This window comes from Microbacterium sp. NPDC007973, from assembly GCF_042958465.1.
In the GTDB taxonomy this organism is placed as follows: Bacteria; Actinomycetota; Actinomycetes; order Actinomycetales; family Microbacteriaceae; genus Microbacterium; species Microbacterium galbum.
The window spans coordinates 1-26,042 of sequence record NZ_JBIBJJ010000001.1 but is presented as its reverse complement, the minus strand read 5'-3'; the positions used below and the strand labels follow the sequence as shown (position 1 = coordinate 26,042).

The 26,042-nt window shown below is 71.1% G+C and carries 26 protein-coding genes; 19 read left to right on the top strand and 7 right to left on the bottom strand.

The annotated features are described in order from the left end of the window. Positions 1 to 172: 172 nt before the first annotated feature. Together msrA and msrB are read right to left on the bottom strand one after the other, a co-directional pair. Positions 173 to 727 carry a peptide-methionine (S)-S-oxide reductase MsrA gene (msrA, locus tag ACFZA2_RS00130; RefSeq protein ID WP_315992919.1) on the bottom strand — a complete coding sequence of 185 codons (555 nt, stop codon included), beginning with the start codon at positions 725 to 727 and terminating at the stop codon, positions 173 to 175. A 44-nt stretch (positions 728 to 771) separates the two neighbouring features. After that, the gene (gene msrB, locus ACFZA2_RS00125; protein ID WP_391399062.1) at positions 772 to 1,230 is read right to left on the bottom strand and encodes a peptide-methionine (R)-S-oxide reductase MsrB; all 459 of its coding nucleotides are present in this window, start codon (positions 1,228 to 1,230) and stop codon (positions 772 to 774) included. Between the two features lie 191 nt (positions 1,231 to 1,421). On the opposite strand from msrB, the gene ACFZA2_RS00120 reads away from it, so the two are divergent. The 7 genes from ACFZA2_RS00120 to ACFZA2_RS00090 all read left to right on the top strand — a co-directional run bounded on the left by ACFZA2_RS00120 (position 1,422) and on the right by ACFZA2_RS00090 (position 7,233). Then, on the top strand, positions 1,422 to 2,249 hold the full coding sequence (locus ACFZA2_RS00120) for an SDR family NAD(P)-dependent oxidoreductase (RefSeq protein WP_391399060.1): 828 nt from the start codon (positions 1,422 to 1,424) through the stop codon (positions 2,247 to 2,249). 93 nt (positions 2,250 to 2,342) lie between these two features. Beyond that, positions 2,343 to 2,771, top strand: a complete 429-nt coding sequence (locus ACFZA2_RS00115) for a winged helix-turn-helix transcriptional regulator (RefSeq protein ID WP_391399057.1) — start codon at positions 2,343 to 2,345, stop codon at positions 2,769 to 2,771. Positions 2,772 to 2,899: 128 nt separating this feature from the next. Further along, positions 2,900 to 3,604, top strand: coding sequence for a DsbA family protein (locus ACFZA2_RS00110; RefSeq protein WP_391399054.1), 705 nt, complete (start codon positions 2,900 to 2,902; stop codon positions 3,602 to 3,604). Beyond that, positions 3,601 to 4,260, top strand: a complete 660-nt coding sequence (locus tag ACFZA2_RS00105) for an NAD(P)-dependent oxidoreductase (RefSeq protein ID WP_391399051.1) — start codon at positions 3,601 to 3,603, stop codon at positions 4,258 to 4,260. Before ACFZA2_RS00110 ends, ACFZA2_RS00105 begins: the two co-directional genes overlap by 4 nt. Before the next feature lie 201 nt (positions 4,261 to 4,461). Next, positions 4,462 to 5,886 carry a ferric reductase-like transmembrane domain-containing protein gene (locus tag ACFZA2_RS00100; RefSeq protein ID WP_391399048.1) on the top strand — a complete coding sequence of 475 codons (1,425 nt, stop codon included), beginning with the start codon at positions 4,462 to 4,464 and terminating at the stop codon, positions 5,884 to 5,886. 10 nt (positions 5,887 to 5,896) lie between these two features. Next, positions 5,897 to 6,448, top strand: coding sequence for an FMN-binding protein (locus tag ACFZA2_RS00095; RefSeq protein WP_391399046.1), 552 nt, complete (start codon positions 5,897 to 5,899; stop codon positions 6,446 to 6,448). Positions 6,449 to 6,480: 32 nt separating this feature from the next. Beyond that, positions 6,481 to 7,233, top strand: a complete 753-nt coding sequence (locus ACFZA2_RS00090; RefSeq protein ID WP_391399043.1) for an FAD:protein FMN transferase — start codon at positions 6,481 to 6,483, stop codon at positions 7,231 to 7,233. Positions 7,234 to 7,242: 9 nt separating this feature from the next. On the opposite strand, the gene ACFZA2_RS00085 is transcribed toward ACFZA2_RS00090, so the two are convergent. From ACFZA2_RS00085 to ACFZA2_RS00075, 3 genes are read right to left on the bottom strand one after another with little or no spacing between them, the layout of a single operon-like run. After that, positions 7,243 to 8,211 carry a sensor histidine kinase gene (locus ACFZA2_RS00085; RefSeq protein ID WP_391399040.1) on the bottom strand — a complete coding sequence of 323 codons (969 nt, stop codon included), beginning with the start codon at positions 8,209 to 8,211 and terminating at the stop codon, positions 7,243 to 7,245. Next, positions 8,208 to 8,921 carry a response regulator transcription factor gene (locus ACFZA2_RS00080; protein ID WP_391399037.1) on the bottom strand — a complete coding sequence of 238 codons (714 nt, stop codon included), beginning with the start codon at positions 8,919 to 8,921 and terminating at the stop codon, positions 8,208 to 8,210. Before ACFZA2_RS00080 ends, ACFZA2_RS00085 begins: the two co-directional genes overlap by 4 nt. Continuing rightward, positions 8,885 to 9,196, bottom strand: coding sequence for a hypothetical protein (locus ACFZA2_RS00075; RefSeq protein WP_315992908.1), 312 nt, complete (start codon positions 9,194 to 9,196; stop codon positions 8,885 to 8,887). The genes ACFZA2_RS00080 and ACFZA2_RS00075 overlap by 37 nt, the downstream gene beginning before the upstream one ends. Before the next feature lie 167 nt (positions 9,197 to 9,363). Here ACFZA2_RS00075 and ACFZA2_RS00070 point away from each other — a divergent pair, with 167 nt between their 5' ends. From ACFZA2_RS00070 to ACFZA2_RS00030, 9 genes are all read left to right on the top strand, one after another. Then, positions 9,364 to 10,347, top strand: coding sequence for a 3,4-dioxygenase subunit beta (locus ACFZA2_RS00070; protein WP_391399034.1), 984 nt, complete (start codon positions 9,364 to 9,366; stop codon positions 10,345 to 10,347). Positions 10,348 to 10,364: 17 nt separating this feature from the next. Continuing rightward, entirely contained in the window at positions 10,365 to 10,601 is a 237-nt protein-coding gene (locus tag ACFZA2_RS00065) for a twin-arginine translocase TatA/TatE family subunit (protein ID WP_391399031.1), read from the top strand. After that, positions 10,598 to 11,416: a twin-arginine translocase subunit TatC gene (gene tatC, locus ACFZA2_RS00060; RefSeq protein WP_391399028.1), complete on the top strand. Its 819-nt coding sequence runs from the start codon at positions 10,598 to 10,600 to the stop codon at positions 11,414 to 11,416. Before ACFZA2_RS00065 ends, tatC begins: the two co-directional genes overlap by 4 nt. Continuing rightward, positions 11,404 to 11,892: a Sec-independent protein translocase TatB gene (locus ACFZA2_RS00055; protein WP_391399025.1), complete on the top strand. Its 489-nt coding sequence runs from the start codon at positions 11,404 to 11,406 to the stop codon at positions 11,890 to 11,892. The genes tatC and ACFZA2_RS00055 overlap by 13 nt, the downstream gene beginning before the upstream one ends. Positions 11,893 to 11,901: 9 nt before the next feature. Then, positions 11,902 to 12,618: an NUDIX hydrolase gene (locus ACFZA2_RS00050; protein WP_391399022.1), complete on the top strand. Its 717-nt coding sequence runs from the start codon at positions 11,902 to 11,904 to the stop codon at positions 12,616 to 12,618. A gap of 63 nt (positions 12,619 to 12,681) precedes the next feature. Continuing rightward, the gene (gene pgi, locus ACFZA2_RS00045; RefSeq protein WP_391399019.1) at positions 12,682 to 14,361 is read left to right on the top strand and encodes a glucose-6-phosphate isomerase; all 1,680 of its coding nucleotides are present in this window, start codon (positions 12,682 to 12,684) and stop codon (positions 14,359 to 14,361) included. A 413-nt stretch (positions 14,362 to 14,774) separates the two neighbouring features. Beyond that, a complete protein-coding gene (locus ACFZA2_RS00040) occupies positions 14,775 to 15,683 on the top strand; it encodes a phospholipase (protein ID WP_391399016.1) in 909 nt (302 codons plus the stop codon). 90 nt (positions 15,684 to 15,773) lie between these two features. Then, on the top strand, positions 15,774 to 16,352 hold the full coding sequence (locus ACFZA2_RS00035) for a PadR family transcriptional regulator (protein ID WP_315992899.1): 579 nt from the start codon (positions 15,774 to 15,776) through the stop codon (positions 16,350 to 16,352). A gap of 53 nt (positions 16,353 to 16,405) precedes the next feature. Further along, positions 16,406 to 18,103: an ABC1 kinase family protein gene (locus tag ACFZA2_RS00030; protein ID WP_391399014.1), complete on the top strand. Its 1,698-nt coding sequence runs from the start codon at positions 16,406 to 16,408 to the stop codon at positions 18,101 to 18,103. Positions 18,104 to 18,112: 9 nt separating this feature from the next. On the opposite strand, the gene ACFZA2_RS00025 is transcribed toward ACFZA2_RS00030, so the two are convergent. Beyond that, positions 18,113 to 19,231, bottom strand: coding sequence for a hypothetical protein (locus ACFZA2_RS00025; RefSeq protein ID WP_391399011.1), 1,119 nt, complete (start codon positions 19,229 to 19,231; stop codon positions 18,113 to 18,115). A gap of 64 nt (positions 19,232 to 19,295) precedes the next feature. Between ACFZA2_RS00025 and ACFZA2_RS00020 the strand changes: the two genes are divergently transcribed. Further along, on the top strand, positions 19,296 to 22,256 hold the full coding sequence (locus tag ACFZA2_RS00020) for a hypothetical protein (RefSeq protein ID WP_391399008.1): 2,961 nt from the start codon (positions 19,296 to 19,298) through the stop codon (positions 22,254 to 22,256). Positions 22,257 to 22,284: 28 nt separating this feature from the next. On the opposite strand, the gene ACFZA2_RS00015 is transcribed toward ACFZA2_RS00020, so the two are convergent. Continuing rightward, positions 22,285 to 23,217 carry a lytic transglycosylase domain-containing protein gene (locus ACFZA2_RS00015; protein ID WP_391399005.1) on the bottom strand — a complete coding sequence of 311 codons (933 nt, stop codon included), beginning with the start codon at positions 23,215 to 23,217 and terminating at the stop codon, positions 22,285 to 22,287. 537 nt (positions 23,218 to 23,754) lie between these two features. On the opposite strand from ACFZA2_RS00015, the gene rpsA reads away from it, so the two are divergent. Both rpsA and ACFZA2_RS00005 read left to right on the top strand, forming a co-directional pair. Continuing rightward, complete coding sequence (gene rpsA / locus ACFZA2_RS00010) at positions 23,755 to 25,209, top strand: 30S ribosomal protein S1 (protein ID WP_315992894.1); 1,455 nt, start codon at positions 23,755 to 23,757, stop codon at positions 25,207 to 25,209. Positions 25,210 to 25,329: 120 nt separating this feature from the next. Then, positions 25,330 to 25,506: a hypothetical protein gene (locus ACFZA2_RS00005; protein ID WP_315992893.1), complete on the top strand. Its 177-nt coding sequence runs from the start codon at positions 25,330 to 25,332 to the stop codon at positions 25,504 to 25,506. Positions 25,507 to 26,042 lie beyond the last annotated feature (536 nt).

Sequence of the window (26,042 nt, the reverse complement as noted above, 5' to 3'; positions counted from 1 at the left end):
GCCGTCGTCACGGCCGTCGGGCTTGCGCGCGCGGCGACGGATCCTCGAGTGTCCGGAACGCGCCGCATCGCGTGAGGGCGTGCGGCGTGTCCCTGACGCTCGACGGCCTGCAGGCCATCGCGGGGGACGCGAAAGGGCCCGGATGCCGTGGCCTCCGGGCCCTCTCGATTCGTTACGCGGAGGCTTCCTCGCGCTTGGGCAGCACCCAGCCGGGGCGCACGAAGTGGCACGTGTAGCCGTTCGGGATGCGGATCAGGTAGTCCTGGTGCTCGGGCTCGGCCTCCCAGAAGGGCGCCTCCGGCTCGATCGTGGTGACCACCTTCGCCGGCCAGATCCCCGAGGCGTCGACATCGGCGATCGTGTCGCGCGCGACCTTCTCCTGCTCGGACGAGAGCGGGAAGATCGCCGAGCGGTAGCTCGTACCGATGTCGTTGCCCTGGCGGTTCAGGGTCGACGGGTCGTGGATCTGGAAGAAGAACGCCAGGATGTCGCGGTACGTGGTCTTCGCGGGGTCGAAGACGATCTCGACCGCCTCGGCGTGGCCGGGGTGGTTGCGATAGGTCGCGTGGTCGTTCTGCCCGCCGGTGTAGCCGACGCGCGTGTCGAGAACGCCCGGCTGGCGACGGATGAGGTCTTCGACGCCCCAGAAGCAGCCGCCCGCGAGGACGGCGGTCTCGGTGCCGGGGCGGCGGGTGATCTCGCCGGTGTCGGAAGGTCCGCTGGTCATGCTGGTGCTCCTTTTGCGGTCACGGGTGAAGAGGGTGAAGAGGTTCATGAGGCCCGGCTCTCGCGGAACAGGGGGAGGTAGGCGCCGTAGCCCTGCGCCTCGAGCTCCGCGACGGGGACGAAGCGCAGAGCGGCCGAGTTCATGCAGTATCTCAGGCCGCCGGCATCGCGCGGGCCGTCATCGAACAGATGCCCGAGGTGACTGTCGGCGCCGGCCGAGCGCACCTCGGTGCGTGTCATCCACAGGCTGCGGTCGGTCTTCTCCACGACGGCGGTCTCGTCGATGGGCCGGGTGAAGCTCGGCCACCCCGAGCCGCTCTCGAACTTGTCGGTCGAGGAGAACAGGGGCTGCCCCGACACGACGTCGACGTAGATGCCGTCCTCGTGGTTGTCCCAGTACTCGTTGCGGAACGGCGGTTCGGTCGCGTCGTCCTGCGTGACGGCGAACTGGCGGTCGGTGAGGCGGCTCAGCGCCTCCGACGTCTTCCGGTACTCCGTGCTCACGGTTCGTGTCCCTTCGTCATGGCGACCGGTGTCGGCCGTCACAGAAGAGAACGTCGACCGTGCCGGATTTGGTCCCGCCGGGCTGGGAGCGGCCTGTGAGTTCTGTGACGACTCCGGATGCCGGGGGCAAGCCCCGCCGTCGACGTCGAGGCCGCCGTTAGCGTGGCTGCATCACGACCCAGGAGGCACCCATGACCCGCACCATCGTCATCACCGGCGCGAGCGACGGCATCGGCGCCGCCTCCGCGAAGCAGCTCGCGCAGCTCGGCGAGGAGGTCGTGGTGGTGGGGCGCAATCCCGACAAGACCGCGCGCGTCGCGCGGACGCTCGGCGTGGACTCGTTCGTGGCCGACTTCAGCGATCTGGCCCAGGTGCGCGAGCTCGCGGCATCCCTCCTCGAGCGGTACCCGCGCATCGACGTGCTCGCCAACAACGCCGGGGGCGTGTTCGGCGAGCGCACGCTCACCACGGACGGATACGAGACGACGTTCCAGGTGAACCACCTCGCACCGTTCCTGCTGACGAACCTGCTGCTCGAGCGCCTCATCGACTCCGACGCCTCGGTGATCCAGACCTCCAGCGCCGCGGCGAAGCTCTTCCCGCGCTTCGACATCGACGACCTGCAGGGCGCTCGCCGCTACTCCTCCACGAACGCCTATGGCAACGCCAAGCTCGCGAACGTCCTGTTCACCAAGGAGCTGAACCGCCGGTTCGGCGATCAGGGCCTGTCGGCGGTGGCCTTCCACCCCGGGGTGATCGCGTCGAACTTCGGGGCCTCCAGCAATGGCCCGTGGAAGTTCCTGTACGGCGGGCCGTTGGCGCAGCGCCTGATGACCTCGACGTCGGTGGGCGGGGCGCGGTTGACCTGGCTCGCACTCGGCAAGCCCGGCGTCGACTGGGAGCCGGGCGGCTTCTACGCGAACAACAAGCCGGCGTCGACCAACCGTCTCGCCGACGACCCCGCGCTCGCGAAGCAGCTGTGGGAGCGCAGCGCGGCGCTCGCGGATCTCGCCGGCTGACGCGAGAACCCGGGCCAGTGTGCCGGGGGATCGGGAGGCGGAAGCCTGCGTGGGCACCCGCTTGCTACGGTGAGTCGGTTGAGGAGGCGGGAGATGGCCACGGAGAGGAAAGCGGTGGGTCCCTGCGCCATGTGGCCCGAGGACAGCGCCTTCATCAGGGAAGTACTGGATCGCATCGGCGACAAGTGGACCGTCCTGGTGCTCAGCACCCTCGGTGAACGGACGCTGCGCTACTCCGATCTGATGGCGAGCATCCCGGGCGTCTCGCAGCGCATGCTGACGGTCACCCTGAAGGCGCTCGAACGCGACGGGCTCGTGGAGCGACGGGCCTACGCGGAAGTCCCACCGAGGGTCGAGTATCGGGTGACCCCTCTGGGCAGGTCTTTGCAGCAAGCCGTCCTGCAACTCTCGCAGTGGGCGGTGGAGAACCACGCGACGGTGGCGGCGAACAGAGCCGTGCACGAGCGGATCGGTGTGGGCCGAGCCGGCTCTCGCGCCGAGACGTCAGCCTCCGTCGGCTGAGGCGGCGGCGGGGCCACGCCGGTCTCGCACGCGCACCTGCGCCTTCGTCGGGCACGCGAAAGTGCCTTTTGTGAACGATCTTCCACAGTCGGATGATGTTGCTACGCACTACAAGTGAGGTAAGCGACATGACTGATGACAGCCCGTCTGAGACGTCCCGACCCGTCGTGATCGAGGTCTGGAGCGACCTGGGGTGCCCCTGGTGCTACGTCGGCAAGCACCGGCTCCAGGAGGCGATCGCCGGGCGCACCGACGGAGACCGATTCGAGCTGCGTCTGCGCTCCTTCGAGCTGAACCCGGGTGCCCCGACGACCCCTGAGACGATCGAGAGCGCTTTCATCCGCTCGCACGGCGGCGACGCGCAGATCGTCGTCCAGGCGGAGCGGCACATCCAGGCTCTCGCACAGAGCGAGGGACTGCCGTTCTCGGTCGACCGATTGAACGCGAACACCTTCGACTTCCACCGCGTCTACCAGGCCGCGCAGGACCAGGGCGTCGGTCTCGAGTTCTTCTCGCTCGTGCAGGACCGGTTCTTCGCGGGCGACCTCAACCCGTTCGCCGCGGATGCTCTCTCGGCGGCCGGCGCCGAGGTGGGCCTCTCCGCAGACCGGGTCCGCGAGGTGCTCGCCGGAGACGAGTACGCCGATGCGGTCCGTGAAGACATCGAGGAGGGCCGGCGTCTGGGCGTGCAGGGTGTGCCGTTCGCGGTCTTCGACCGTCGACGGGCCGCGTCCGGGGCTCAGTCCGTGAATGGCTACGCGCAGGCCCTCGCGCAGACCATCGCCTCCGCCCCTTCAGAACCGACGCCGCCGACGGGAACGGAACGCCCATGACCACCCTCCTCGTTCTCGGCGGCAGCGGACGCACCGGCGTCCATGTCCTGTCCCAGGCAGTCGAACGCGGTCATCGCGTTCGCGCGCTCGTTCGCAACCCCGACGCCGTCGTGGCACCCGATGGCGTCGAGCTCGTCGCCGGAACGCCCGCTCGCATCGACGACATCCGCCGCGCCGCGGAAGGCGTCGACGCGGTGGTCAGCGCGTTGAACAACTCGCGCGCCAGCGACAACCCCTGGGCCACACCCGTCAGCCCGCCCGCGTTCATGACCGACGCGACCCGCGACACCCTCACGGTCATGACGGAGAACGGCATCCGCCGGATCGCCGTCGCCTCCACGCAGGGCGCCGGCGACTCCTGGCCCGCGTTGAACCCCCTGATGAAGGGGCTCATCAAGACCTCCGGAATCCGCCACGGGTACACCGATCACCACGGCGTCGATGCGGTGGTCCGCGCGTCCGACGTGGAATGGGTGATGGCCCGCTCGGTCGCCCTCTCCGACGCGCCCTCCCGCGGAACCGCGCGCGCCGCGCTCGTAGGCACGGAGAAGCCGGGGTTCAGCATCAGCCGCGCCGACGTCGCCCGCTTCCTCCTCGACTCCCTCGAAGACGACACCTGGCTCCGACAGGCGCCGCTGATCTGGAACGACCGCTGATCCTGCTCTCGTCGGCGCTGCTTCTCCGCCCGGCCGTCCCCGTCGCGCCTCGGGTGGAAGCCTCCCGCGCGCTCCTCTCACGAGAGAGCCCGCCGCGCCCTGGCGCCGGGTACCGACGCTGAACCTACGTAATACCTATGCATCCGCCCACCCGCCCGCTTTCTTGGAGCCGTCTGGGGAGCGCGCGGGCACGCTGAGCGCATGACCGCAGCACCCGTCCTCACCGCCCCGCCCGCAGCCGTGCCCACGCGCCGCGCGGTACGGCCGCGCACGAGCAACCGGGCCGCCTGGAACCTCGCAGCCGTCACGGTCGTGTGGGCGACGAGCCTGATCGTGGTGGCGGTGTGGGTCGCCGGCGGCGAGGTGCAGGCGCTGCTCGCGGGGGGAGGCGACACCCTCAACGCCCTCGGCCGGGCAGCGGGCCTGGCATCCGCCAACCTCCTCTTCTACCAGGTGCTTCTCATGGCGCGCGTGCCGCTGTTCGAGCGCGGCTTCGGTCGTGACGGGATCACCCGCATGCACCGGATCGTCGGCTTCTGGTCGTTCGCTCTGTTCACCGCGCACATCGCCCTGCAGATCCTCGGGTACGCGGTCTCGGCGGGGCTCAACCCGCTGGTGCAGGCGTGGGAGTTCGTGTGGGACTACCCGGGCATGCTGTTGGCGACCGCGGGCACCGGCCTGCTGCTGCTCGTCGTGGTGACCTCGGTGCGCAGGGCCCGCCGTCGTCTGCGGTACGAGTCGTGGCATCTGCTGCATCTCTACGGCTACCTCGGGGTCGGCCTCGCGATCCCGCACATGCTGTGGACGGGCGCGGACTTCACCGCCAACCCCGTCGCGACCGTGTACTGGTGGACGATGTGGGCTCTCACGGCCGCCGCGGTGATCGTGTTCCGGCTCGGGATGCCGTTGACCCGGTCGCTCCGTCACGGCATCCGGGTGAGCGCCGTCGAACGCGACGGCGACCGCGGGGTGTCGGTGCGCCTGACGGGCCGCCGGCTCGGGGCGTTGAACGCCCGGGGCGGGCAGTTCTTCGTCTGGCGCTTCCTCGACGGATACGGCTGGACGCGCGGGCACCCCTTCTCGCTCGCCGCGGCCCCCGACGGCCGCGAGCTCGTGATCTCCGCCCGCCTGGTGGGCGACGGCACGCACCGACTCGCCGCCCTGCGTCCCGGCACGCGCGTGCTGATCGAGGGGCCCTACGGCACGCTCACGACCGACGAGCGGCGCGGGCGCGAGCTGCTGATGATCGGCGCCGGGGCGGGCGTCGCCCCGCTCGTCGCCCTGCTCCAGGAGGCCCGCTGGGCCCCCGGCGAGGCGACGCTGCTCGTGCGCGACCATACCGCGGGCGACGCGCTCCGCGTCGACGCGATCCAGCGCCTCGAGCGGGAGCGGGGCCTTCGGCACGCGGCGCTGCCCGGCCCGCGCGCGGCCACCGCCTCGCCGTGGCTCCCGCAGTCGCACGCTGCGTGGGCGGGTGCCGATCTCGTGCGGTACGTGGCTCCTCGTCCCGCCGACACCGACGTCTATCTCTGCGGCCCCCGACTCTGGATGGACGCCGTGCGCACCGACCTCCGCCGTGCCGGCGTCCCGTCGGCTCAGATCCATCTCGAAGCCTTCACCGTCTGAGGAGGACCCGATGAAACGAATCGTCTACGCCGTCATGGCCACGGTGACGGGCCTCGTGCTGCTCCTCAGCTACCGCACCTCGGTCGCCCCGGATTCTGCCGGCGCGCTGTCGGACGTCGCTCCCGTGTCCACGGGAACGACGGCGGCCGCCCCCGCCCCGACCCCGTCCGCGTCGTCGTCGTCGTCGAGCTCCCTGACTCCGTCCGCGTCGTCGTCGTCGAGCTCCTCGGCATCCGGGTCCTCGCCGTCCGGCGCGGCCGGTCAGACCACCTCCCGCGGACTCCGCGACGGCACGTACACCGGCTCGTCCGCGAACACCCGGTACGGACCCGTGCAGGTGCAGATCACGGTGTCGGGCGGCTCGATCACCGACGTGCAGGTGCCCGAGTACCCCTCGTCGAACGGACGCGACCAGCAGATCAACTCGCGCGCGCTGCCCACCTTGATGCAGGAGACGATCCAGGCGCAGAGCGCGCAGGTCGACATGGTCTCCGGTGCCACGTATACGAGCACCGGGTACCGCACCTCGCTGCAGTCCGCCCTCGACCAGGCCCGATCGTGACGGCGCCGGCGTTCACGGTGACCGAGCCCGTGATGGGGACCGTCGCCTCGCTGGCGGTCAAGGGCGCCCGCACCGTCGCCGTCGAGACGGCGATCGCCGCGGCCCTCGCCCGCCTGCGCGACGACGAGCGCGTGTTCTCGACCTATCGCGTGGACTCCGACGTCTCGCGCCTGCGCGACGAGGGCCTCGAACTCGGCGAGCTCGATGCGCGGGTCGCCGAGGTCGCGGAGCGATGCCGCGATCTGCGCCTCGCGTCGGGCGGTCGTTTCGACGCGCACTGGCAGGGCTGGTTCGATCCGACCGGGTATGTGAAGGGGTGGTCGGTGGATGCCGCGGCCGCGGCGTTCGACGAACTGCTCGCGGACGGGGTCGTCGAAGCGGTCGGCCTCAACGTCGGGGGAGACATGCGCCTGCGCACGGCCCCCGGGAGCGACCACGCGTGGACGGTCGGAATCGCCCACCCCGTGCACGCGGGCGTCCTGCTCGCGACGGTCGAGATCGTCGACGGGGCCGTTGCGACCTCGGGCACCGCCGAGCGCGGAGCCCACCTCGTCGATCCGCGCACCGGCGAGCGCCGCGCGGGCCCGGTCAGCGCGACGGTGCTGGCGGACGACCTCGCCACCGCCGACGCGTGGGCGACGGTCGCGGCGATCGCCGGCGTCGACGACTTCGCATGGATGCCGGCGGCACCCGTGGCATCCGGGGTGGTGTGGGAGCACGGTGACGTCAGACGCTTCGCGGGCGGCGTCGAGGTGACGGCGTTCCGCTCCGCCGTGGCGGGCTGACCGCGCTTCTCAGCGGGCGCGCGGCAGACGCAGCGCGAACACCGTGCCCGCCGGTGACGTGCTCTCCACCTCGATCCGTCCGCCGGCGCGCGCCGCGGCCTCGCGCACCAGCGAGAGCCCGAGACCGAAGCCGCGACGCCGGCCCGACTCGGCGCCGCGCGCGAAGCGTTCGAAGATGCGGGGGAGGTCGGCATCCGCGATCCCGTGCCCCTCGTCGGCCACCCGGATCACGACGTCGTCGCCCTCGTCGCGGGCCGTGACCGTCACCGTCCCGGCGGCGGGCGTGTGACCGACGGCGTTGTCGAGCAGCGCGGTGCACATGCGCACCACCGTGACCGCGGGGACGGCGACGACGACATCGGCGAGGGCGCCGGTGCGCACATTCACCCCTGCGTCGTCGGCGAGCGCATCGAGGCCGGCGACGGCCGCGCGCACGCTGGCCGCGATCGAAGAGGTGCCGGTCTGGGCCGCCCCTTCGGCGGTGAGCAGCATGTCGGTGAGCACGTCGTCGAGCACCTGCGCATCACGACGCAGCTGCGCGACCGGCTCGTCGGCGGGTTCGGCGCGCTGCAGGCGCCGCTGGACGATCTGGATACGACTGGTCAACGCGGTGAGCGGGGTGCGCAACTCGTGACTCGCGTCCGACACGAAGGCGCGCTGGCGGCGGAGCGCGTCGTCGAGCGGACCCACCGACCAGCGCGCGGCGGCCCAGCCCACGAGCCCGAGCACCACGACCCCCACCAGTCCGAGCCCGATGACCCGCGGCAGCACGTCGTCGAGATCGACGACGAAGCGGTCGCCGCCGGGGGGCCCGAACCCCGGGCGGTGCCCACCCCCCTCCTCGCGCGCGCCCGACACGAGCACCCAGACCAGGATGCCGACGCCCCCCGCGATCGCGACGACGGAGGCCCCGGCCACGAGCGCCCCGACGCGCAGGGCGGCGCGTCGGACGACCCGACGGTCGTCCTCCGCGCTCACCGAGCGGTCCCCGCGCGGTAGCCGCGTCCACGCACCGTCTCGATGACCTCCGTGGCGGTCTTGCGGCGCACGTAATGGACGTAGGTGTCGACGGTGGTCACCGCATCGGGCGAACTGAACACGGCGCCCGCGATCTCCTCGCGCGAGAAGACGTGATCGGGGCTGCGGCTGAGCAGGTCGAGGACGGCGTTCTCGGTCGCCGTCAGGGCCACGCGCGCCCCGCTCGGGCCGTACGCGACGCCGGTATCGGGGAGGTAGGTCCAGTCGGACACCTCGCGCCGACGTCCCTCCGCCCGGAAGGCGCGAAGGAGCGCGCGGAGCCGCGCGAGCAGTTCGTCGAAGTCGAAGGGCTTGAGCAGGTAGTCGTTCGCGCCGGCATCCAGGCCGTCCACCCGGTCGGACACCGCGCCCAGGGCCGTCAGCATGAGCACCGGCGTCGTGATGTGCGCGGCGCGCAGGGAGCGCACGATCTCGGCCCCGTCGCAGCCGGGAAGGCGCCGGTCGAGCACGACGACGTCGAAACGGTCGCGCAGCGCGCGCTCGCGGCCGGCGAGCCCGTCGCTCTCATGGGTGACGTCGTAGACCTCACGCAGCACCTCGAGCGTCATGGCCGCGATCTCGGCGTCGTCCTCGACGTAGAGCAGCCGCGCGCGCGGCGCGGGAGCAGCCGTGGTCACCGCGCCCCGGCCACGGGCGGGTGCACGGTCCATCCGAAGCGCTCGAGCGCGGCGTGCAGTCGGCGTGCCTGCGCCCACGCGATCGCGCCCGAGGTGTCGGAGTAGACGTCGATCGCGAACGGTGGCGGGTCGGCGAACTTGGGGATCTCGACCTCGGCCCACGCGTGCGGGGCGAGCCACACGCGCGGCCGTGCGGTACCGGCATCCTCGACGTTCCCGTCCGCCGCGAAGGCGATGGCGTCGAGGGCGTCGATCTTGGTGATCGGCATGTTCACGACGAGGGTCACGGCGTGCAGCTGCGGCGTCATCACGGTCCTCCCGACCTTCATCCTGACACGCCGTCGCGGGCGGCGGGCCGGTGGATCGAAGGCGTCGATCGACGCAAAGCAGGCTCATAGGAATGCGCAGGGCCCGCGCAGGGTGCCCCGCGCATCCTCGATCCGACGACACACCCACCGAGAGCCGGGAGGCGACCGTGAGCAGGATCCCCGAGACCCAGATGACCCCCGAGGGCCCGACCTACGAGGGGCGGTTGCTCGACCGGGCCGACGAGCCCGTCGTCGACCAGGGAGCGCCGTTCGACATCCGCACGCTCGTCTCCCGGCGCGGCATCCTGGGGCTGGTCGTGCTGGGCGCGGGGGCGGCGACTCTCGCCGCGTGCACGCCGGCGGCGACCGGGTCCACGGCGACGACCGCGACGCCCACGGCGACGCCGACGGCGACCACGACCCCGTCGGCGACCCCCACGCCCTCCGCATCCGCGACGACGACCGCTGCGGCACTGCCCGCTGGAGAGATCCCCGACGAGACCGCCGGGCCCTACCCCGGCGACGGCTCGAACGGCGTCGACGTGCTCGAGCAGTCCGGGATCGTGCGCAGCGATCTGCGCTCCAGCCTCGACGGCGGAGCCACGGCCACCGGCGTCCCCATGACGCTGAACCTCACGATCTTCGATACCGCGGGCGGCGATGTGCCCTTCGCCGGAGCCGCCGTGTACGTCTGGCACTGCGACACCGAGGGGAACTACTCGATGTACTCCTCCGGCATCGAGAACGAGACCTATCTCCGCGGGGTGCAGGTGGTCGGTGACGACGGCGTCGTCTCCTTCACCTCGATCTTCCCCGGCTGCTACGACGGTCGCTGGCCCCACATCCACTTCGAGGTCTATCCGAACGTGGATGCCATCACCGATGCATCCAACGCCATCGCCACCTCGCAGGTCGCCCTGCCGCAGGCCACCTGCGAGACGGTCTACGCCGACACCGCCACGTACCCGTCCTCGGCATCCAACCTCTCCCGTGTCTCGCTCGACAGCGACAACGTCTTCGGCGACGACGGGGGAGTGCTCGAGCTCGCCACGACCTCGGGCGACAACGCGACCGGCTGGACCGTCTCGCTCGGCGTCCGCGTCGACACCACCACCACCCCGACCGCGGGCGCCATGCCCGGCGGCCGCTGACCCGGAAGGACCCTCCCATGCTGCAGAACCTCACCGGCTGGCACGCCCTCATCGTGCTCGCCGTCATCGTGCTCATCTTCGGCGCCGCGAAGCTGCCGGCCCTCGCCCGCAGCCTCGGGCAGTCCGTGCGCATCCTCAAGACCGAGGTCGGCGACTCCGGGGCCGACACCGGTGCCGTCCCGGCCGACCGGGCCGACGACCGTATCCCGCTGACCACGGCCGTGCCCGTCAGCTCCCCGCCGAGCACGACATGACCACCGTCGCCGCCCCCGCCGCTGCGGCGCCTCGACCCGAGGCGCCGCGGTCGGCGCCCATGCCCGTCGCCGCCCACCTCGACGAGGCCACCCGCCGCGCGATGCGGGCGGTGGTCGCCGTCGCGATCGGGGCCCTCGTCGGCTGGTTCCTCTACGACCCCCTGATGGAGCTGCTCCGTGCCCCGATCGCGCAGATCGCCGCCGAGCGTGACGCGAGCCTCAACTTCGACAGCGTCACGGGGGCGTTCGACCTGCGCCTGCGGTCCGCGTTGGTGACGGGCGTCGTGCTCGCCAGCCCCGTCTGGCTGTACCAGGTGTTCGCGTTCGTGCTGCCGGGGCTCACCCGTCGCGAGCGGCGCTACGTGCTCGGATCGGTCGGAGCCGCGGTGCCGCTGTTCGCCGCCGGGTGCGCCACAGGGGTGCTGCTGTTCCCGCACATGGTGTCGGTACTCACGGGATTCGCCGCGAGCGAGGACTCCACGATCCTCGACGCCGGCGCCTACGTCGACTTCGTCCTGAAGATCATGGTCGCCACCGGCGTCGCCTTCGTGCTGCCCGTCGTGCTGGTGGTGCTGAACCTCGCCGGCCTCCTGTCCGCCGTCACCCTGGTCCGCAGCTGGCGGTACGCCCTGGTCGCGATCGTGCTGTTCAGCGCGATGGCCACGCCATCCGCCGACGTGCTGTCGATGTTCCTCGTCGCCGTCCCGATGTCCGCGCTGTACGCGACCGCGCTGCTCATCGCCGCCCTGCACGACCGGAGGCTCGCCCGCGGGACGGCCTCCACGAGGGAAGAGGAACCGACGTGTTCGGTCTGACGTTCGAGAAGCTCGTGCTCGTGGGCCTCATCGCCGCGGTCGTCCTGGGCCCGCAGCGCCTCCCCGTCGTCGTCGGCCGCGCGGCGGCCCTGGTGAGGGACCTGCGTCGAACGGTGGATGCCGCCCGCGTGCGCGCGGCCGAGGAGATCGGCGTCCCCGTCGACGCCCCGCAGTGGCGCGCCCTGGATCCGCGTCGGTACGACCCCCGCCGCATCGTCGCCGAGGCGCTCGCGGCGCCGTCGGTCGAGGCAACCGTCCCGGCCGGTGCCACGGCGTCGGTCATCACGACGAATTCGGATGCCGCAGACACGGCGTCCCTCGACCCCGTCGTCGCGCCGGCGAGCGTGCCGATGCGGCGCGTCCGGGTCGGGACCTCGGCGCACCCGCGCTGGATCGAGGTCGCCGTCCCCTCCGAAAGCGACCCTGCAACGTCCGCGGCGGAGGACGCGACAGCGGGCGCCCCCGTCACGGCATAGCCTCGACGCATGCCCTCGCCCCGCGCCCAGCTCGAAGACCTCCTCGCACGTGGTCTCGGCGACATCTCCCCGGCTCTGCGCGCGTCGCCGGTCGAGGGGGAGGTCCGGGCCGCCGCCGTGCTCATCCTGTTCGGGGTGCTCGACGGCATCCCGAGCAGACGTCGGGCCGCTCATGTGCCGAGCGACCTCGACGTGCTCCTCCTCGCCCGTGCGAGCACCCTTCGCGCCCACCCGGGCCAGGTCGCCTTCCCCGGAGGCCGCGTCGACCCGGACGATGAGGATGCCGTGAGCGCATCGCTGCGCGAAGCGCGCGAGGAGACCGGACTCGACCCGGCGGGCGTGCAGGTGCTGGGCACGCTTCCGCCCGTCCCCCTCGCGTTCTCCCGGCACGAGGTGACCCCGGTGCTCGCCTGGTGGGCGCGGCCGACTCCCGTGCACGCGGTCGATCGGGCGGAATCCGCCGCGGTCTTCCGTGCTCCCGTCGCCGATCTCCTCGACCCGGCGCGGCGGGGCTCGACGGTGATCCGTCGTGACGGGCGGGAATGGCGCGGCCCCGCATTCGCCGTCGACACCGCGGGGGGCCCGCAGATCGTGTGGGGGTTCACCGCGATGCTGCTGGACGGGCTGTTCGACCGTCTCGGATGGACCGAGACCTGGGATGCCGCGCGCGAGATCGCGCTGCCGACCGTGAGCCTCACCCCTCCTCCCCACCCCGCCGCGTCGTAGCGCCTTCCCCGGCATTCGTCATCCTCGCTGTGCGGGGCCGCGCGGGTCGCTAGCGTGGGATCCGTGACTGCGCCTATCGACCCCACCACCACCGCCGCCTGGTCCCGCCTCTCCGCCCTGCGCGACGAGTTCCAGCCCGACCTGCGCGGCTGGTTCGCCGCCGACGACGACCGAGCCCGTACCCTGTCGCGCACGATGGGCGATCTGCACGTCGACCTGTCGAAGAACCTCGTCACCGCCGAGGTGCTCGACGCCCTCCTGTCGCTGGCTGACGAGACCGGCGTGCGCGAGCGCTTCGCCGACATGCTGCGCGGGGCGCACCTCAACACCAGCGAAGACCGCGCCGTGCTGCACACGGCCCTCCGCCGCCCTGCAAGGGCCGAGCCCGCCCTGGTCGTCGACGGCCAGCAGGTCGACCACGATGTGCACGAGGTGCTCGACCGCCTCGGCGCTTTCGCCGACCGCGTCCGCTCGGGTGAGTGGCGCGGCGTCACCGGCAAGAAGGTCACGCACGTGGTCAACATCGGCATCGGTGGCAGCGACCTCGGCCCGGTCATGGTCTACGAGGCCCTGCTCCCGTACGCCGACGCCGGCATCCACGCCCGCTTCGTGTCCAACATCGACCCCACCGACATCGCCCAGAAGACCGCCGACCTCGACCCCGAGACGACGCTGTTCATCGTGGCGAGCAAGACGTTCACCACCCTCGAGACGCTCACCAACGCGCGCCTGGCGCGCGACTGGCTCTGGGAGACGCTCGCGGCGTCCGGCGCGATCCACGACACGGATGCCGCCCGCACCGACGCCGTGGCGCACCACTTCGTCGCGGTGTCCACCGCTCTCGACAAGGTCGCCGCCTTCGGCATCGACCCCGCCAACGCCTTCGGATTCTGGGACTGGGTGGGCGGGCGCTACTCCGTTGATTCGGCCATCGGTCTGTCGCTCGCGATCGCCCTCGGCCCCGACACCTTCCGCGAGCTCCTCGCCGGGTTCCACCTCGTCGACGAGCACGTGGCATCCACGCCCCTCGCCGAGAACGTCCCGGTCCTCATGGGCCTGCTCAACGTCTGGTACACGAACTTCCTCGGCGCGCAGTCGCACGCCGTGCTTCCCTACGCGCAGCAGCTCCACCGCTTCGCGGCGTACCTGCAGCAGCTCACGATGGAGTCGAACGGCAAGTCCGTGCGCTGGGACGGCTCGCCGGTCACCACCGACACCGGCGAGGTGTTCTGGGGTGAGCCGGGTACCAACGGTCAGCACGCGTTCTATCAGTTGATCCACCAGGGAACGCGTCTGATCCCCGCCGACTTCATCGCCTTCGTCAACCCGGCGTACCCCCTCGCCGACGACGGACGCGACGTGCACGGGCTGTTCCTCGCGAACTTCCTGGCCCAGACCAAGGCTTTGGCCTTCGGCAAGACGGCCGAAGAGGTCGAGGCCGAGGGCACCACCGGTGCGCTCGTGGCCGCACGCACCTTCCCGGGCAACCGACCCACGACCTCGATCTTCGCCCCCGCCCTGACGCCCTCCGTGCTGGGGCAGCTGATCGCGCTGTACGAGCACATCGTCTTCACGCAAGGCACGATCTGGGGCATCAACTCGTTCGACCAGTGGGGCGTCGAGCTCGGCAAGCAGCTCGCCCTGCAGATCGCGCCGGCGATCGAAGGCGACGACGACGCCCTCGCCGCACAGGACGCATCGACGCGCTCGCTGCTCGACTACTACCGCGCCCACCGCAGCTGACGCGCGCCCGGCGCGGCCGTGCGGGCCCGCGCCCGGCCGACGGCAGCAGTTCACTCCGCAAGAGCGGGCCGTTCGGGAAGTTTTTCGCGATTTCTCCGGCGGCCCGCTGGCGGATTGATGCAGGCCGGTCGGTGACGTCGTGCTTCTACGCGCTCGGCGGCTCGAGGCTTCCGGAAATACCCCCGATCAGCGTCACAAAGCGGGCCACGGCGCGCCTCCGCCTCAGCGGGGTTCATCCTGTCGCGTCCGCGGGCGCCGGCGGCTCGTCGGGAGAACCCGCGCTCCCACGGTCCATTCAGGTAACGAAGAGATAACGCTCAGAACCGGCCCCCACACTCGGGGACTTGTGTCGACCCGACGACACGAGCCCGCGCTCGATCCCGACGAGCGTGCCCCCGACGAAAGTTCCTTCCTTGCTGCGTTCCGATCTGAAGCTCGTCCACGTCAACCGCGCCCGTCGCACCCTCGTCACCGCCGCCACCTGCGCCGGCCTTGCTCTCGGCCTCGTCGCCACGACCGGACTCGCGGTCGCCGCTCCCGTGTCGCTGCCGGATGCCTCGGCCGCATCCTTCGCGTCGCCCGGTTCCGCCCTGCCGGTCTCGTCGGCCCCGACGCTGGATGCCGTGACCGTCGGCGCCGACACGGCTCTCGGCGACGCGCAGGCGGCTCTGACCGACGCCGACGCGGTGCAGGCCGACGTCGCCGCAACCGGTCTGCCCCTGTCGATCGGTGACGCCACCGTCGACACCGCAGCGCTCAGCGACGCCGTCGACCGCCTCGGTTCCCGCGATCTCCTCCCCGTGCTCCTCGTTCCCGCGCTCAGTCAGAACGCCCAGACCGAGGCCGACCGCGTCACCGCGCGAGTCGCCGAGGTGCGCACGAGCCTCGACCAGGCCAAGGCTGAAAAGGCCGCCGCCGACGCGGCTGCCGAGGCGCAGCGCCAGGCCGAAGCCGCTGCCGCCGCGGAGGCGCAGCGGCAGCAGGAGGCCGCCGAGGCCCTCGCTCGAGTGAACACGCCGGATGGCGCCAAGGCGTACGCCGCGCAGCTCGCCGCGGAGAAGTACGGGTGGGGGAGCGACCAGTTCTCGTGCCTGTCGTCGCTGTGGACCAAGGAGTCGGGCTGGAACTACCAGGCCTACAACGACGACGGTGGAGCCACCGGCATCCCGCAGGCCCTGCCCGGCAGCAAGATGGCGAGCTTCGGCTCCGATTGGCAGACCAATGCGGCGACCCAGATCGCGTGGGGGCTCGACTACATCTCGCGCGGCTACGGCACCCCCTGCAGCGCGTGGAGCCACTCGCAGTCCGTGAACTGGTACTGAGAATCTCCTCCGCGGCCGCCCGCGCGACCCCTCAGCGATATATCGTTATGTATCGCTGACTCAGATCGGGTCCGCGCGAAGGAGGTCGTCATGAGTGGTTCATTCCTGGGAGACGCGTTCGGCGGACGCGGCGGCAACAACACCCCCGGGTGGCCGATGTCCAACATCCTCGAGGGTCTCGAGCAGCTGCGGACGCAGTTCGAGCAGAAGACCAGCTCGTCGCCGCGCATGAACAAGGGCGACGTGCGCTCCGCGGTGCTGTCGTTGCTGCTCGAGCAGCCGATGCACGGCTACCAGATCATCCGCGAGATCGAGGACCGCAGCGGCGGATCGTGGAAGCCGAGCCCCGGCTCGGTGTACCCCACCCTGCAGCTGCTCACCGACGAGGGCCTCGTGCAGTCCGAGGAGTCGAACGGGCGCAAGACCTATTCGCTCACGCCCGAGGGCCGCGCGGCCGCGGGAGACGAGACGACCGAGCGCACCGCGCCCTGGGAGTCCGCGACCTCGCGCGACAGCGGTCGCATGACGGCGCTGCCCAAGGCGGGCGTCGAGCTCGCCCAGGCAGCGGCGCAGGTCGCGCGCACGGGTGACAAGGAGCAGGTCGCGCAAGCGGTCGAGATCCTCGACGAGGCCCGTCGTAAGCTCTACTCCATCCTCGCCCAGGGCTGAGGCTTGCCCGAGCTCGACGCGTGCGGGGCGCACGTCGGCATCCAGGAGGATCGATGACCGACGACGCCCTCATGAAGGCCCGCTACCGCCGCATCACGCGGTTCGCCGCGCGCTATCTCGTCCAGGCGTGGTGGTACGAGCTGTTCCTGCCGCGGTTCGGCCTCGGGTGGATCTCCGCCCGGGGCCGCACCCGTCGGCTCCAGCGCATCGCGCAGCGCTTTCACGTGCTCGCGGTCGATCTCGGCGGCCTCATGATCAAGGTCGGCCAGTTCATGTCGTCGCGCCTCGACGTCCTGCCCCCCGAGATCACGAGGGAGCTCGAGGGCCTGCAAGACGAGGTGCCCGCGGTCCCGTTCGCGCAGATGCGCGCTCGCTCCGAAGCTGAGCTCGGGATGCCGCTGGAGCGCGCCTTCGCCTCGGTCGACGAGCGTCCCCTCGCGGCGGCGTCGCTCGGTCAGGCCCATCGTGCTGTCCTGACCGACTCCCTCGCGGACGAGACCGGCCTGCGAGCCGTGGTCCTGAAGATCCAGCGGCCCGGGATCGACCGCATCGTCGACGTCGACCTGCGTGCCCTGCGCAAGGTCGGCATCTGGCTCAGCAAAGTCTCCCTCGTGCGGGACCGCGTCGACATGCCCTCGCTCGTCGAGGAGTTCGCGGTGACGAGCCTCGAGGAGATCGACTACCTGCACGAGGCGGCCAATTCCGAGCGCTTCGCCGCGGATTTCGGTGGCGAAGAGGGGGTCGCGGTGCCGGAGGTCGTATGGGAGCGCACGACGCGGCGCGTCCTCACCCTGCAGGACGTCACCGCCATCAAGATCAACGACGTCGATGCGCTCCGCGCCGCGGGGATCGACCCCGTCGAGGTCGCCGCCCGCTTCGCCGCCGTCATGTTCGACCAGCTCTTCGACGACGGTTTCTTCCACGCCGATCCCCACCCGGGCAACGTGTTCGTCACTCCGACCGGGGGCACGACCGCCGCCGGCACACCGGCCTGGCGCTTCACCTTCATCGATTTCGGGATGATGGGCGAGGTGCCCCCGGGTCTGCGCCGCGGCCTTCGTCGCGTGCTCATCGCCGCGGCCTCGCGCGACGGCAAGGGGCTGGTGGACGGCATCCGCGACGTCGGCGTGCTGCTGCCCTCCGCCGACACCGTGCAGCTCGAGCGCGCCATGACGCAGCTGTTCTCGCGGTTCGGCGGCATGGGCTTCGCCGAACTGCAGGAGGTCGACCCCCGGGAGTTCCGCGCTTTCGCGATCGAGTTCGGCGATGTCGTGCGCGCGCTGCCCTTCCAGCTCCCCGAGAACTTCCTGCTGATCGTGCGCGCCATGTCGCTCACCAGCGGCATGTGCAGCGCCCTCGACCCCGCCTTCAACATCTGGGATGCCGTCGAGCCCTACGCCCAGCGCCTGATCCGCGAGGAGAGCGGGAACACCGTGCAGGCGTTCGTGCGCGAGGTGGGAGCGGTCGCCGCAGTCACCGCGCGTCTCCCGCGCCGTGTCGACAACCTTATCGAGCGTTTCGAGGACGGGTCCGTGTCGGTGCAGACGCCCCGCATCGAACGTCGTGTCCGCGAGCTCGAACGCATGGTGCGCCGGGTGGTGTCGGCCGTGCTGTTCACCGGCCTGCTGATCGGCGGCATCCTGTTGCAGGCCGAGCAGGCCGTGTTCGGCACGCTCCTGATGATCGCCTCGATCGCCCCGCTCTCGCACGCGCTGCTCGCGGGCGTCGTCGCCCGTCGCAACGGCCTGTGAGCCGGGCGGTCATCGACCGTCGACGATCGACATGAATCCGGCGAAGGCGAAGACCAGCGGAACCAGGTAGAGCGCGCCGCGGAAGACGAACCAGGCGAGCCGCGCCACGACGGGGCCGAGTCCCGTCTGCGGGGTCCGGGCCTGCAGTCTCCGACCGTCCGCGGCGATGAGCGGATGCGGCGGGCGCCACGCGTCGGCATCCCGCGTGCGGGCGACGCGCTCCACGGCCCCCTGGCCACTCACGCGCTCGTCGACGTAGCGCTCGGCGTGCGCGGCGATCCGCGGGACGACGTGGCGGAGCACGGCATCCACCCGTTCCCAGTCCGCGGCGGTCGTGTAGTCGGCGTCGGCCCCACGGAAGAAGACGAGGCGGTCGTCGCGCATCTCGACATCGAACCCGGGGGAGTGGTCCACCAGCGCCGCCATCACGTCCGGCGTCAGCACATAGAGCGCATCGGGTCCGTACCCCGACGGCGCGTAGGTGTGAAACGAGCGGTCGAAGTCCCCCTCGAGTCGCAGACGCTGGCCGCGGTCGATGGATGCCGGCAGCTCACCGCCGCGCCCGTTCGTCCGGGAATCGAGGACGAGGTGGGGCACGGCCGAGGCGAGGCGCACACTCACGTACTGCCAGGCCCGGGCACGGGACGCGCGGGCGCGCACGGTCCCGAACTCGGTGTCGCCGCTGGCGAAACGCGGATGTTCGCGCACACCCACGCTGTGGTCCGTGACGAGCGACGAGAACGTGGCGGCCGCGCTCGGGCGGGGGAGGAAGCCGTTCGCAAGGGCGGTGAGGTCCCGCCGCGCATGGCGCAGTCGCGTGCGCGTCGCGACCGGCCGCTGCGCCCAGCGCCAGAGCAAGAACGCCCCGACGAGCCATACCACGAGTACGCCGAGCACCACGACGAAGGCGACGACGTCGTTCCCGGTGACCCGGCCGTCCTGCACGCCGTCCACCTGCACGCCGATGCTGACGAGCGCGATCGAGGCGAACCACAGCACGAGGGCGTTGTTGACATGCAGCAGCACCTGACGGCGCGTCGGCACCCACGACGGACGTGGGCGGTCGCCCGCGACCGCGAGCGCGGCGGCGACCTCCTCGGCGGGCGCGTCCAGCCAGCGAAGATCCACGCGTCGTCCTTTCCGGGGGTGTCGGTCCGCCGGTGAGCGCCGGACGCCTCCCTAGACTGGCGCGGTGTCGACCGAACCGCGCCGTCCTCTGTCGGCGTGGCGCTTCGACGGTACGCTGCGCGCCTACCAGGCGGACGCCCTCGACCGTGTGGACGTGGATTCCGGCGGGCCCGTCCATCTGGTCGCCCCTCCCGGAGCCGGGAAGACGCTTCTGGGGCTCCTTCTCGCCGCACGTCGCGGTCGCCCCGCGGTGGTGTTCGCGCCCACCACGGCCATCCGCGCCCAGTGGGTCGCGGCCGCCCGGGGACTCGCCCACGACGACGCGACCGTCTCCGACGACCCGTTCCGGCCCGCCGACCTCACCGCCCTGACGTATCAGGCGGTGAGCGTGCTCGACACCGCCCAGCCGTTCACCGCCCTCGCCCGCGCCCGGTGGGCCGACGAACTCGTCGGCGACGAGCGCACGCCCGATCAGGCGCACGACTGGCTCCACGCCCTGAACGAGAAGAATCCCGCGGCGTACCGGCGTGGCATCCGCTCTCGGTCACGGTCCGTGCGGCGCACGCTCGCCCGACAGGATGCCGCCGCCCTCACGTCGGCGCTGCACCCGCGCGCCCGTGACCTCATGGACCGCCTCGTCGAGGCCGGTGTCGAGACGATCGTCCTCGACGAGTGCCACCACCTGCTCGACCACTGGGCTCTCGTCGTGGCGGCTCTCGTCGCCCGGATCCGTGCGGAGGGCCGGGAGCCGCTCGTGGTGGGCCTGACGGCGACGCTGCCGTCACCCGACGACGCGAACGAGTACGACAACTACGTGTCCCTCCTCGGAGAGGTAGACCTCGAGGTGCCCGTGCCCGCGGTCGTGCGCGAGGGCGATCTCGCTCCCTATCGCGAGCTGGTGCACGCGGTCGAGCCGACCGACGAGGAACGCGCCTTCCTCTCCGCGCACGCCGCGGCCCTCGACGAGGCGCTGCGCACGACGTTCGCGGTCGGAGCGGGACGCGCATACCTCCGCGACGCGCTGCAGCCGCCCGCCGCTGCCACCGCCCCCATCGCCGATCCGCTGGCTCCGCCGTCCCCGCCGCGTGATGTCCGCACCTCGACGTCCGTGGGCGCCGACCTCGCTCGGATCGACAAGGGCCTGGCCGAGGCGTTCTCGGCGGACTTCGCGCGAGCCGAAGCCGCCGCGGCGATGTTCTCGATGATCGCCCCCGACGATCCCCTGGTGGCGAGGCTCCCCGCGGTGGCCCGTCGGTCACCCACCACCGACGAGACCGTGCGTCTGCTCGGCCGCTACGCCCTCGATCGGGTACTTCCCGACCCCGATCGTCAGGCCGACTGGAGACGTCTGCGCCGCCTCCTCGCCGATTTCGGTTACGCCCTCACCGACCGCGGCGTGCGGCGCACCCGCGACCCCATCGACACCGTGCTGGCCTCGTCTCTCGCCAAGGATCGCGGCGCCTGCGACATCCTCGCCGTCGAGCGTGCGCAGCTCGGCGACCGTCTGCGCGCCCTCGTCGTGACCGACTTCGTCACGCACGGGAACGTGCACGGCGGCCTGCTCGGGTCCGCCGGAGCGGTGCGCACCTTCTCCGTCCTCTCGACGGATGCCGCCACCGCCGCGTTGCGGGCGGTCCTCATCACGTCCTCGACCGTGCGCGTCTCCACCCGCCACGCGCCCGTCATCCTTCTCGCCCTCGCCCGTGAGCTCGGCGCCGAGCTCGAGACCATCCCCTGCGCCGACGACCCGTCCGCCGTCGAGGTGCGCGGGACGACGGGAACCGGGGTCACCGGCGCGGCGTCGCGCCTGCTCGCCGCGGGACAGATCGAGGTGGTGGTGGGAACGCGCGGACTCTTCGGCGAAGGCTGGGACTGCCCCGCGGTCAACACGCTCGTCGACCTCACCGCGGTGGCGACGGCGTCCGCGACGCAGCAGCTGCGCGGACGCACCTTGCGCCTCGACCCGCAGTGGCCGGAGAAGGTGGCCCACAACTGGACCGTGACCGCGATCCTGCCGCCCACGTCCTCTCTCTCCGCGCAACCGGATGCCGCCCGCCTCCGTCGCAAGCACGCCCGTCTCTGGGGTCTCGACGCCGATCGTCCCGGCTCCGTCGTGCGCGGTCTCGGTGCGGCGCTCGATCGCGATCGTCGCGCGGCTCTCGACGCCGTCCTCGCGAAGGACCCCGGCTCGTCCGTGCGTGCCGTCGATGCCCTCGCCGGCGTCCCTCCACGCGCCGACACCCGCGCCGCGTGGTGCGTCGGCACCCCCTACGCGGACACGGAGGAGGCCGCTGTGGTCGTCGAACGCCCGCATCGCGCTCCGGCCTTCTCGACCTCCGTCGACGCCACTCGCGTGCTGGGCCGCTGGCTCGGAGGCTCCGTGGTGCTGCCGGCCGCCGTCGTCGTCCTGGCGTTCTTCCTGCCGACGGCGGTGGGTGCTCCGCTCGCCGCGGTCGCGGCCGTGACGGGGGTGCTCCTGTCCGTCTCGTTCGGCCGTGCCTGGCGTCGCACGCGACGGCAGAGCCGCGACGCCCCGGCCACCCTCATGCGCATCGCGAGGGTGGTGTGGACCGCGCTGTCCGAGAGCGGCAGGGTCGCCGCCCGCCCCACCTCACCGACGGTCGAGGTCACGGGTGCAGGCGGCGACGGGATCCGCGTCGAGGTCCGGATGCCGCGGGCCGGACTCGATGATCAGCGCACCTTCGCCGACGCCGTCGAGCAGCTGTGCGGACCCGTCCGCTCGCCCCGTTTCGTTCTGGAGATCGACCGCGGGGGAGGGCCGTGGTGGGTGCGCCGGGTCCTGGAGCACGCGGGCCGGGGCCGAGCGCGCCAGTTCCTCTCGGTCCCGGATGCCATCGGCCGCCGTCGCGACGACGCTGTGCGGTTCCACGGTGCCTGGCAGGTGCACGTCGGACCGGCGGTGCTGCACGAGTTCTCCGGCCCCGAGAACCTCGCGCTGATGAGCGAAGCGCGCCGCGCCGGAGGGTTCTCCGGCGCGACGCGCTCGATGTGGCAGTGGCGGTGACCGGTTCGCGAGCCGGTCACCGGTCAGCTCAGTACCAGCCGACCGACTGCGAGTGGCCCCAGGCGCCGCACGGGCTGCCGTAGCGACCCGAGATGTAGCCGAGACCCCACGCGATCTGCGTACCCGCGTTGGAGGCCCAGTCGGCACCGGCGGACGACATCTTGCTTCCGGGCAGAGCCTGGGGGATACCGAAGGCGCCGCTTCCGGAGTTGTAGGCCTGGTAGTTCCAGCCCGACTCCTTGTTCCACAGCGAGACGAGGCACGAGAACTGGTCGTCACCCCAGCCGTAGCCGGCGAGCATGCCGCGCGCGGTCGCCTGAGCACCGCCCGGGCTGTTGTCGCCCGAGCCGCCGCCGGACGCCGGGGGAGTCCACGACGAGCCGCCGCCGCTGCTCCCGCTGCCGGAGCCGCTGCCGCTGTTCGAGGCGGCCTCCTCGGCCGCGGCCTTCTCTGCGGCGGCCTTCGCCGCAGCAGCCGCCTCGGCCTCCTGGCGGGCCTTCTCGGCGGCCTCCTCTTCGGCCTTCTTCGCCACGGCGGCGTCGAGGCCGCCGCGCAGCTCGGCGACGCGCTGGTCGACGGCGGTGGTCGCCGCGGTCACGTCGTCGGAGAGGTTCGGCAGGAAGGTGTCGGGAAGAGCGGATGCCGCCTCGAGACGCTCGGTCGCCTTCTCGAGCGCGGCAGTGTCGACGTCGGCGGGCTGGCCGATGTCCAGACCCGACGCGGCGATGTCGTTCTGCACCGACGTGACGGCCTGCATCGAGGCGGTCGCGGCGGTGGTCGCGGCGCGTGCCTCCTGGGCTTCCGGTCCTCGGGCGGCAGAAAGAGCGGTGGGGGTGGTCGTCGACGCGAGCGAGAAGGTCGCGGTCGACAGATCGGCGGGAGAGGCCGTGGCGGCGGGCACCGTGCCGGTGAGAGCCGCGGCCGCCACGACGCCGAGCACCAGAGCGCCCGCGGTCGTCACAGGACGACGGCGGGAGCGGCGGGCGGCTTGGCGACGGGAGCGACGATTGGAGAGGGACGTCGAATCAGAGCGCATAGAACCGGTTTCACGTGAGGGAGGGCGGTGCGGGTGTCACCGTCCGACCCGCGTTCGGCGGGCACGAAACCGGGAGCCTGGCACGCCAATCTGGACGGCACCTGGGCGCAAACCCTCCGATGCCCCCGCGAAAAGCGCCGATCCGAGGCGAATCGCCGATGTCCTTCCCCTCCGCCGGGTCGTCACGCGGCGCTCCGGAAGCCTCGATGGGCGACGTCGAATACGTGCGGCGCCGAGGCCGTCTCCGCGGTGGCGGGAGCGTGCGCTAGACTGGAGTGTCACTCGTGGGGCTTCACCCGATTCTTCGGGCGGACCCGTGACATCGCACGAACAAATCCGCTTCGCTTCGACTCGTGGCATGCGTTCGCCCTCGGGCGTGCGGATGCCGACGGCCCCGGTCCGCCGGACCGACGGGCGCAGGAGTCGGAGCCCGACACCCACCCAACTAGGACAACCCACTACATGACTACCGCAACGACCGCTCCCGCTACCAAGCAGGTCGCGATCAACGACATCGGCTCGGCCGAAGACTTCCTGGCCGCTGTCGAGAAGACGCTCAAGTTCTTCAACGACGGCGACCTCATCGAGGGCACCGTGGTCAAGATCGACCGCGACGAGGTCCTCCTCGACGTCGGATACAAGACCGAAGGCGTCATCCCCTCCCGCGAGCTCTCGATCAAGCACGACGTCGACCCCAACGAGGTCGTCAACGTGGGCGACCACGTCGAGGCCCTCGTCCTCCAGAAGGAGGACAAGGAAGGCCGCCTCATCCTGTCCAAGAAGCGTGCGCAGTACGAGCGCGCGTGGGGCGACGTCGAGAAGATCAAGGAGAACGACGGTGTCGTCACCGGTTCCGTGATCGAGGTCGTCAAGGGTGGTCTCATCGTCGACATCGGCCTCCGCGGCTTCCTCCCGGCGTCGCTCATCGAGCTGCGTCGCGTCCGCGACCTGACGCCGTACCTCGGCCAGGAGATCGAGGCCAAGATCCTCGAGCTCGATAAGAACCGCAACAACGTCGTGCTCTCGCGCCGCGCCCTGCTCGAGCAGACGCAGTCCGAGTCGCGCACCACGTTCCTCAACAACCTGCACAAGGGCCAGGTCCGCAAGGGCACGGTCTCGTCGATCGTCAACTTCGGTGCGTTCGTCGACCTGGGCGGCGTCGACGGCCTCGTCCACGTCTCCGAGCTCTCCTGGAAGCACATCGAGCACGCCTCCGAGGTCGTCGAGGTGGGCCAGGAAGTCACCGTCGAGATCCTCGAGGTCGACCTCGACCGTGAGCGCGTGTCGCTCTCGCTCAAGGCGACGCAGGAAGACCCGTGGCAGGTGTTCGCCCGTACCCACGCGATCGGTCAGATCGCGCCGGGCAAGGTCACCAAGCTCGTTCCGTTCGGTGCGTTCGTCCGCGTGGCCGACGGCATCGAGGGCCTCGTGCACATCTCCGAGCTGTCGGGCAAGCACGTCGAGCTCGCCGAGCAGGTCGTGTCGGTCGGCGAAGAGGTCTTCGTCAAGATCATCGACATCGACCTCGAGCGTCGCCGCATCTCGCTGTCGCTCAAGCAGGCCAACGAGTCGGTCGACCCCAACGGCACCGAGTTCGACCCCGCGCTGTACGGCATGGCCACCGAGTACGACGAGCGCGGCGAGTACAAGTACCCCGAGGGCTTCGACCCCGAGTCGGGTGCCTGGCTCGAGGGCTTCGACGCTCAGCGCGAGCAGTGGGAGCAGGAGTACGCCGCTGCCCAGGGTCGCTGGGAGGCCCACAAGGCCGCTGTCGCGAAGGCCATCGAGGCCGAGGCTGCCAACCCGACGGACTCCGGTTCGTTCGGTGGGTCCTTCTCGTCGGAGTCGCCCGCCCAGGGCACCCTCGCCGACGACGAGTCGCTGGCTGCGCTTCGCGAGAAGCTCTCCGGTCGCTGATCGGTCCCGCATCGAAGGCCGGTACCCCTCTGGGGTGCCGGCCTTCGGTCATTGCGGGGATCTTTCCGGGCCGTCCGCAAGCCCCGGGCACGATGGTCCCGCCGACGGCAGGATGGGGTCATGGCTTCTCGACTCCCGCTCTTGATCACGCTCGCCGGCGTCGCCGTGCTTTTCCTCGCGATCTTGTTCGTGTTCGCTCTCGTCATCGGCGCGATGTTCTTCGGCGGCATCGAGTTCACCGGCGGTTCGATGGATGCTGCCGCGGGCGCGCCGGCCGTCCTGCATCTCGCTGCGTGATCGCGGGACACCCTCGATCACCTCCGGCCCGAAGTCCGGGCGCATCTCCGGGTTTTTCCTGATGGTCGAGGGAAAAATCGGCAACGACACGCCCGGGGCGGGGTGTCGATTCGACGGAGTGGTCGATCCGGCGTAACTTATTACTTGTTCGCCCCACAGGGGAGAGCGGAGCGGCCGAAAGGCCCCGCGTCCTCTCAAGTGGTGAACATCCCAAATCCTCCGCTGGATGGTGTAGGATTTTGGTTCTGGCCCGCGAGCCGGCGCCCGAGGTTGATCTCTTCGTGAGGTCCCACTGTGGTTCCGGAGTTCGGGGTCAGTGAAGGTAGTGAACTGCCTCACGGGTAGGTCGGGAGATCGTTTCTGTGGGTGCGTCCGTTCCTTGAGAACTCAACAGCGTGCACTTGTCAAATGCCAATTTATTCCTCGTCGATCTGACTTTTGTTGGATTGCGAGAAATTCCTTTGGATCAAAGACCAGCCTCTTCGGGGGTTGGCGTATGGATACGTCAGTAATGATGTTTCTCTTTGGTCAGTTTC

Coding starts and splice junctions, on each gene's coding strand:
- msrA (WP_315992919.1), bottom strand. CDS start 727: ATGACCAGCGGACCTTCCGACACCGGCGAGATCACCCGCCGCCCCGGC.
- ACFZA2_RS00120 (WP_391399060.1), top strand. CDS start 1,422: ATGACCCGCACCATCGTCATCACCGGCGCGAGCGACGGCATCGGCGCC.
- ACFZA2_RS00115 (WP_391399057.1), top strand. CDS start 2,343: ATGGCCACGGAGAGGAAAGCGGTGGGTCCCTGCGCCATGTGGCCCGAG.
- ACFZA2_RS00110 (WP_391399054.1), top strand. CDS start 2,900: ATGACTGATGACAGCCCGTCTGAGACGTCCCGACCCGTCGTGATCGAG.
- ACFZA2_RS00105 (WP_391399051.1), top strand. CDS start 3,601: ATGACCACCCTCCTCGTTCTCGGCGGCAGCGGACGCACCGGCGTCCAT.
- ACFZA2_RS00100 (WP_391399048.1), top strand. CDS start 4,462: ATGACCGCAGCACCCGTCCTCACCGCCCCGCCCGCAGCCGTGCCCACG.
- ACFZA2_RS00095 (WP_391399046.1), top strand. CDS start 5,897: ATGAAACGAATCGTCTACGCCGTCATGGCCACGGTGACGGGCCTCGTG.
- ACFZA2_RS00090 (WP_391399043.1), top strand. CDS start 6,481: ATGGGGACCGTCGCCTCGCTGGCGGTCAAGGGCGCCCGCACCGTCGCC.
- ACFZA2_RS00080 (WP_391399037.1), bottom strand. CDS start 8,921: ATGGACCGTGCACCCGCCCGTGGCCGGGGCGCGGTGACCACGGCTGCT.
- ACFZA2_RS00075 (WP_315992908.1), bottom strand. CDS start 9,196: ATGACGCCGCAGCTGCACGCCGTGACCCTCGTCGTGAACATGCCGATC.
- ACFZA2_RS00065 (WP_391399031.1), top strand. CDS start 10,365: ATGCTGCAGAACCTCACCGGCTGGCACGCCCTCATCGTGCTCGCCGTC.
- tatC (WP_391399028.1), top strand. CDS start 10,598: ATGACCACCGTCGCCGCCCCCGCCGCTGCGGCGCCTCGACCCGAGGCG.
- ACFZA2_RS00050 (WP_391399022.1), top strand. CDS start 11,902: ATGCCCTCGCCCCGCGCCCAGCTCGAAGACCTCCTCGCACGTGGTCTC.
- ACFZA2_RS00035 (WP_315992899.1), top strand. CDS start 15,774: ATGAGTGGTTCATTCCTGGGAGACGCGTTCGGCGGACGCGGCGGCAAC.
- ACFZA2_RS00030 (WP_391399014.1), top strand. CDS start 16,406: ATGACCGACGACGCCCTCATGAAGGCCCGCTACCGCCGCATCACGCGG.
- rpsA (WP_315992894.1), top strand. CDS start 23,755: ATGACTACCGCAACGACCGCTCCCGCTACCAAGCAGGTCGCGATCAAC.
- ACFZA2_RS00005 (WP_315992893.1), top strand. CDS start 25,330: ATGGCTTCTCGACTCCCGCTCTTGATCACGCTCGCCGGCGTCGCCGTG.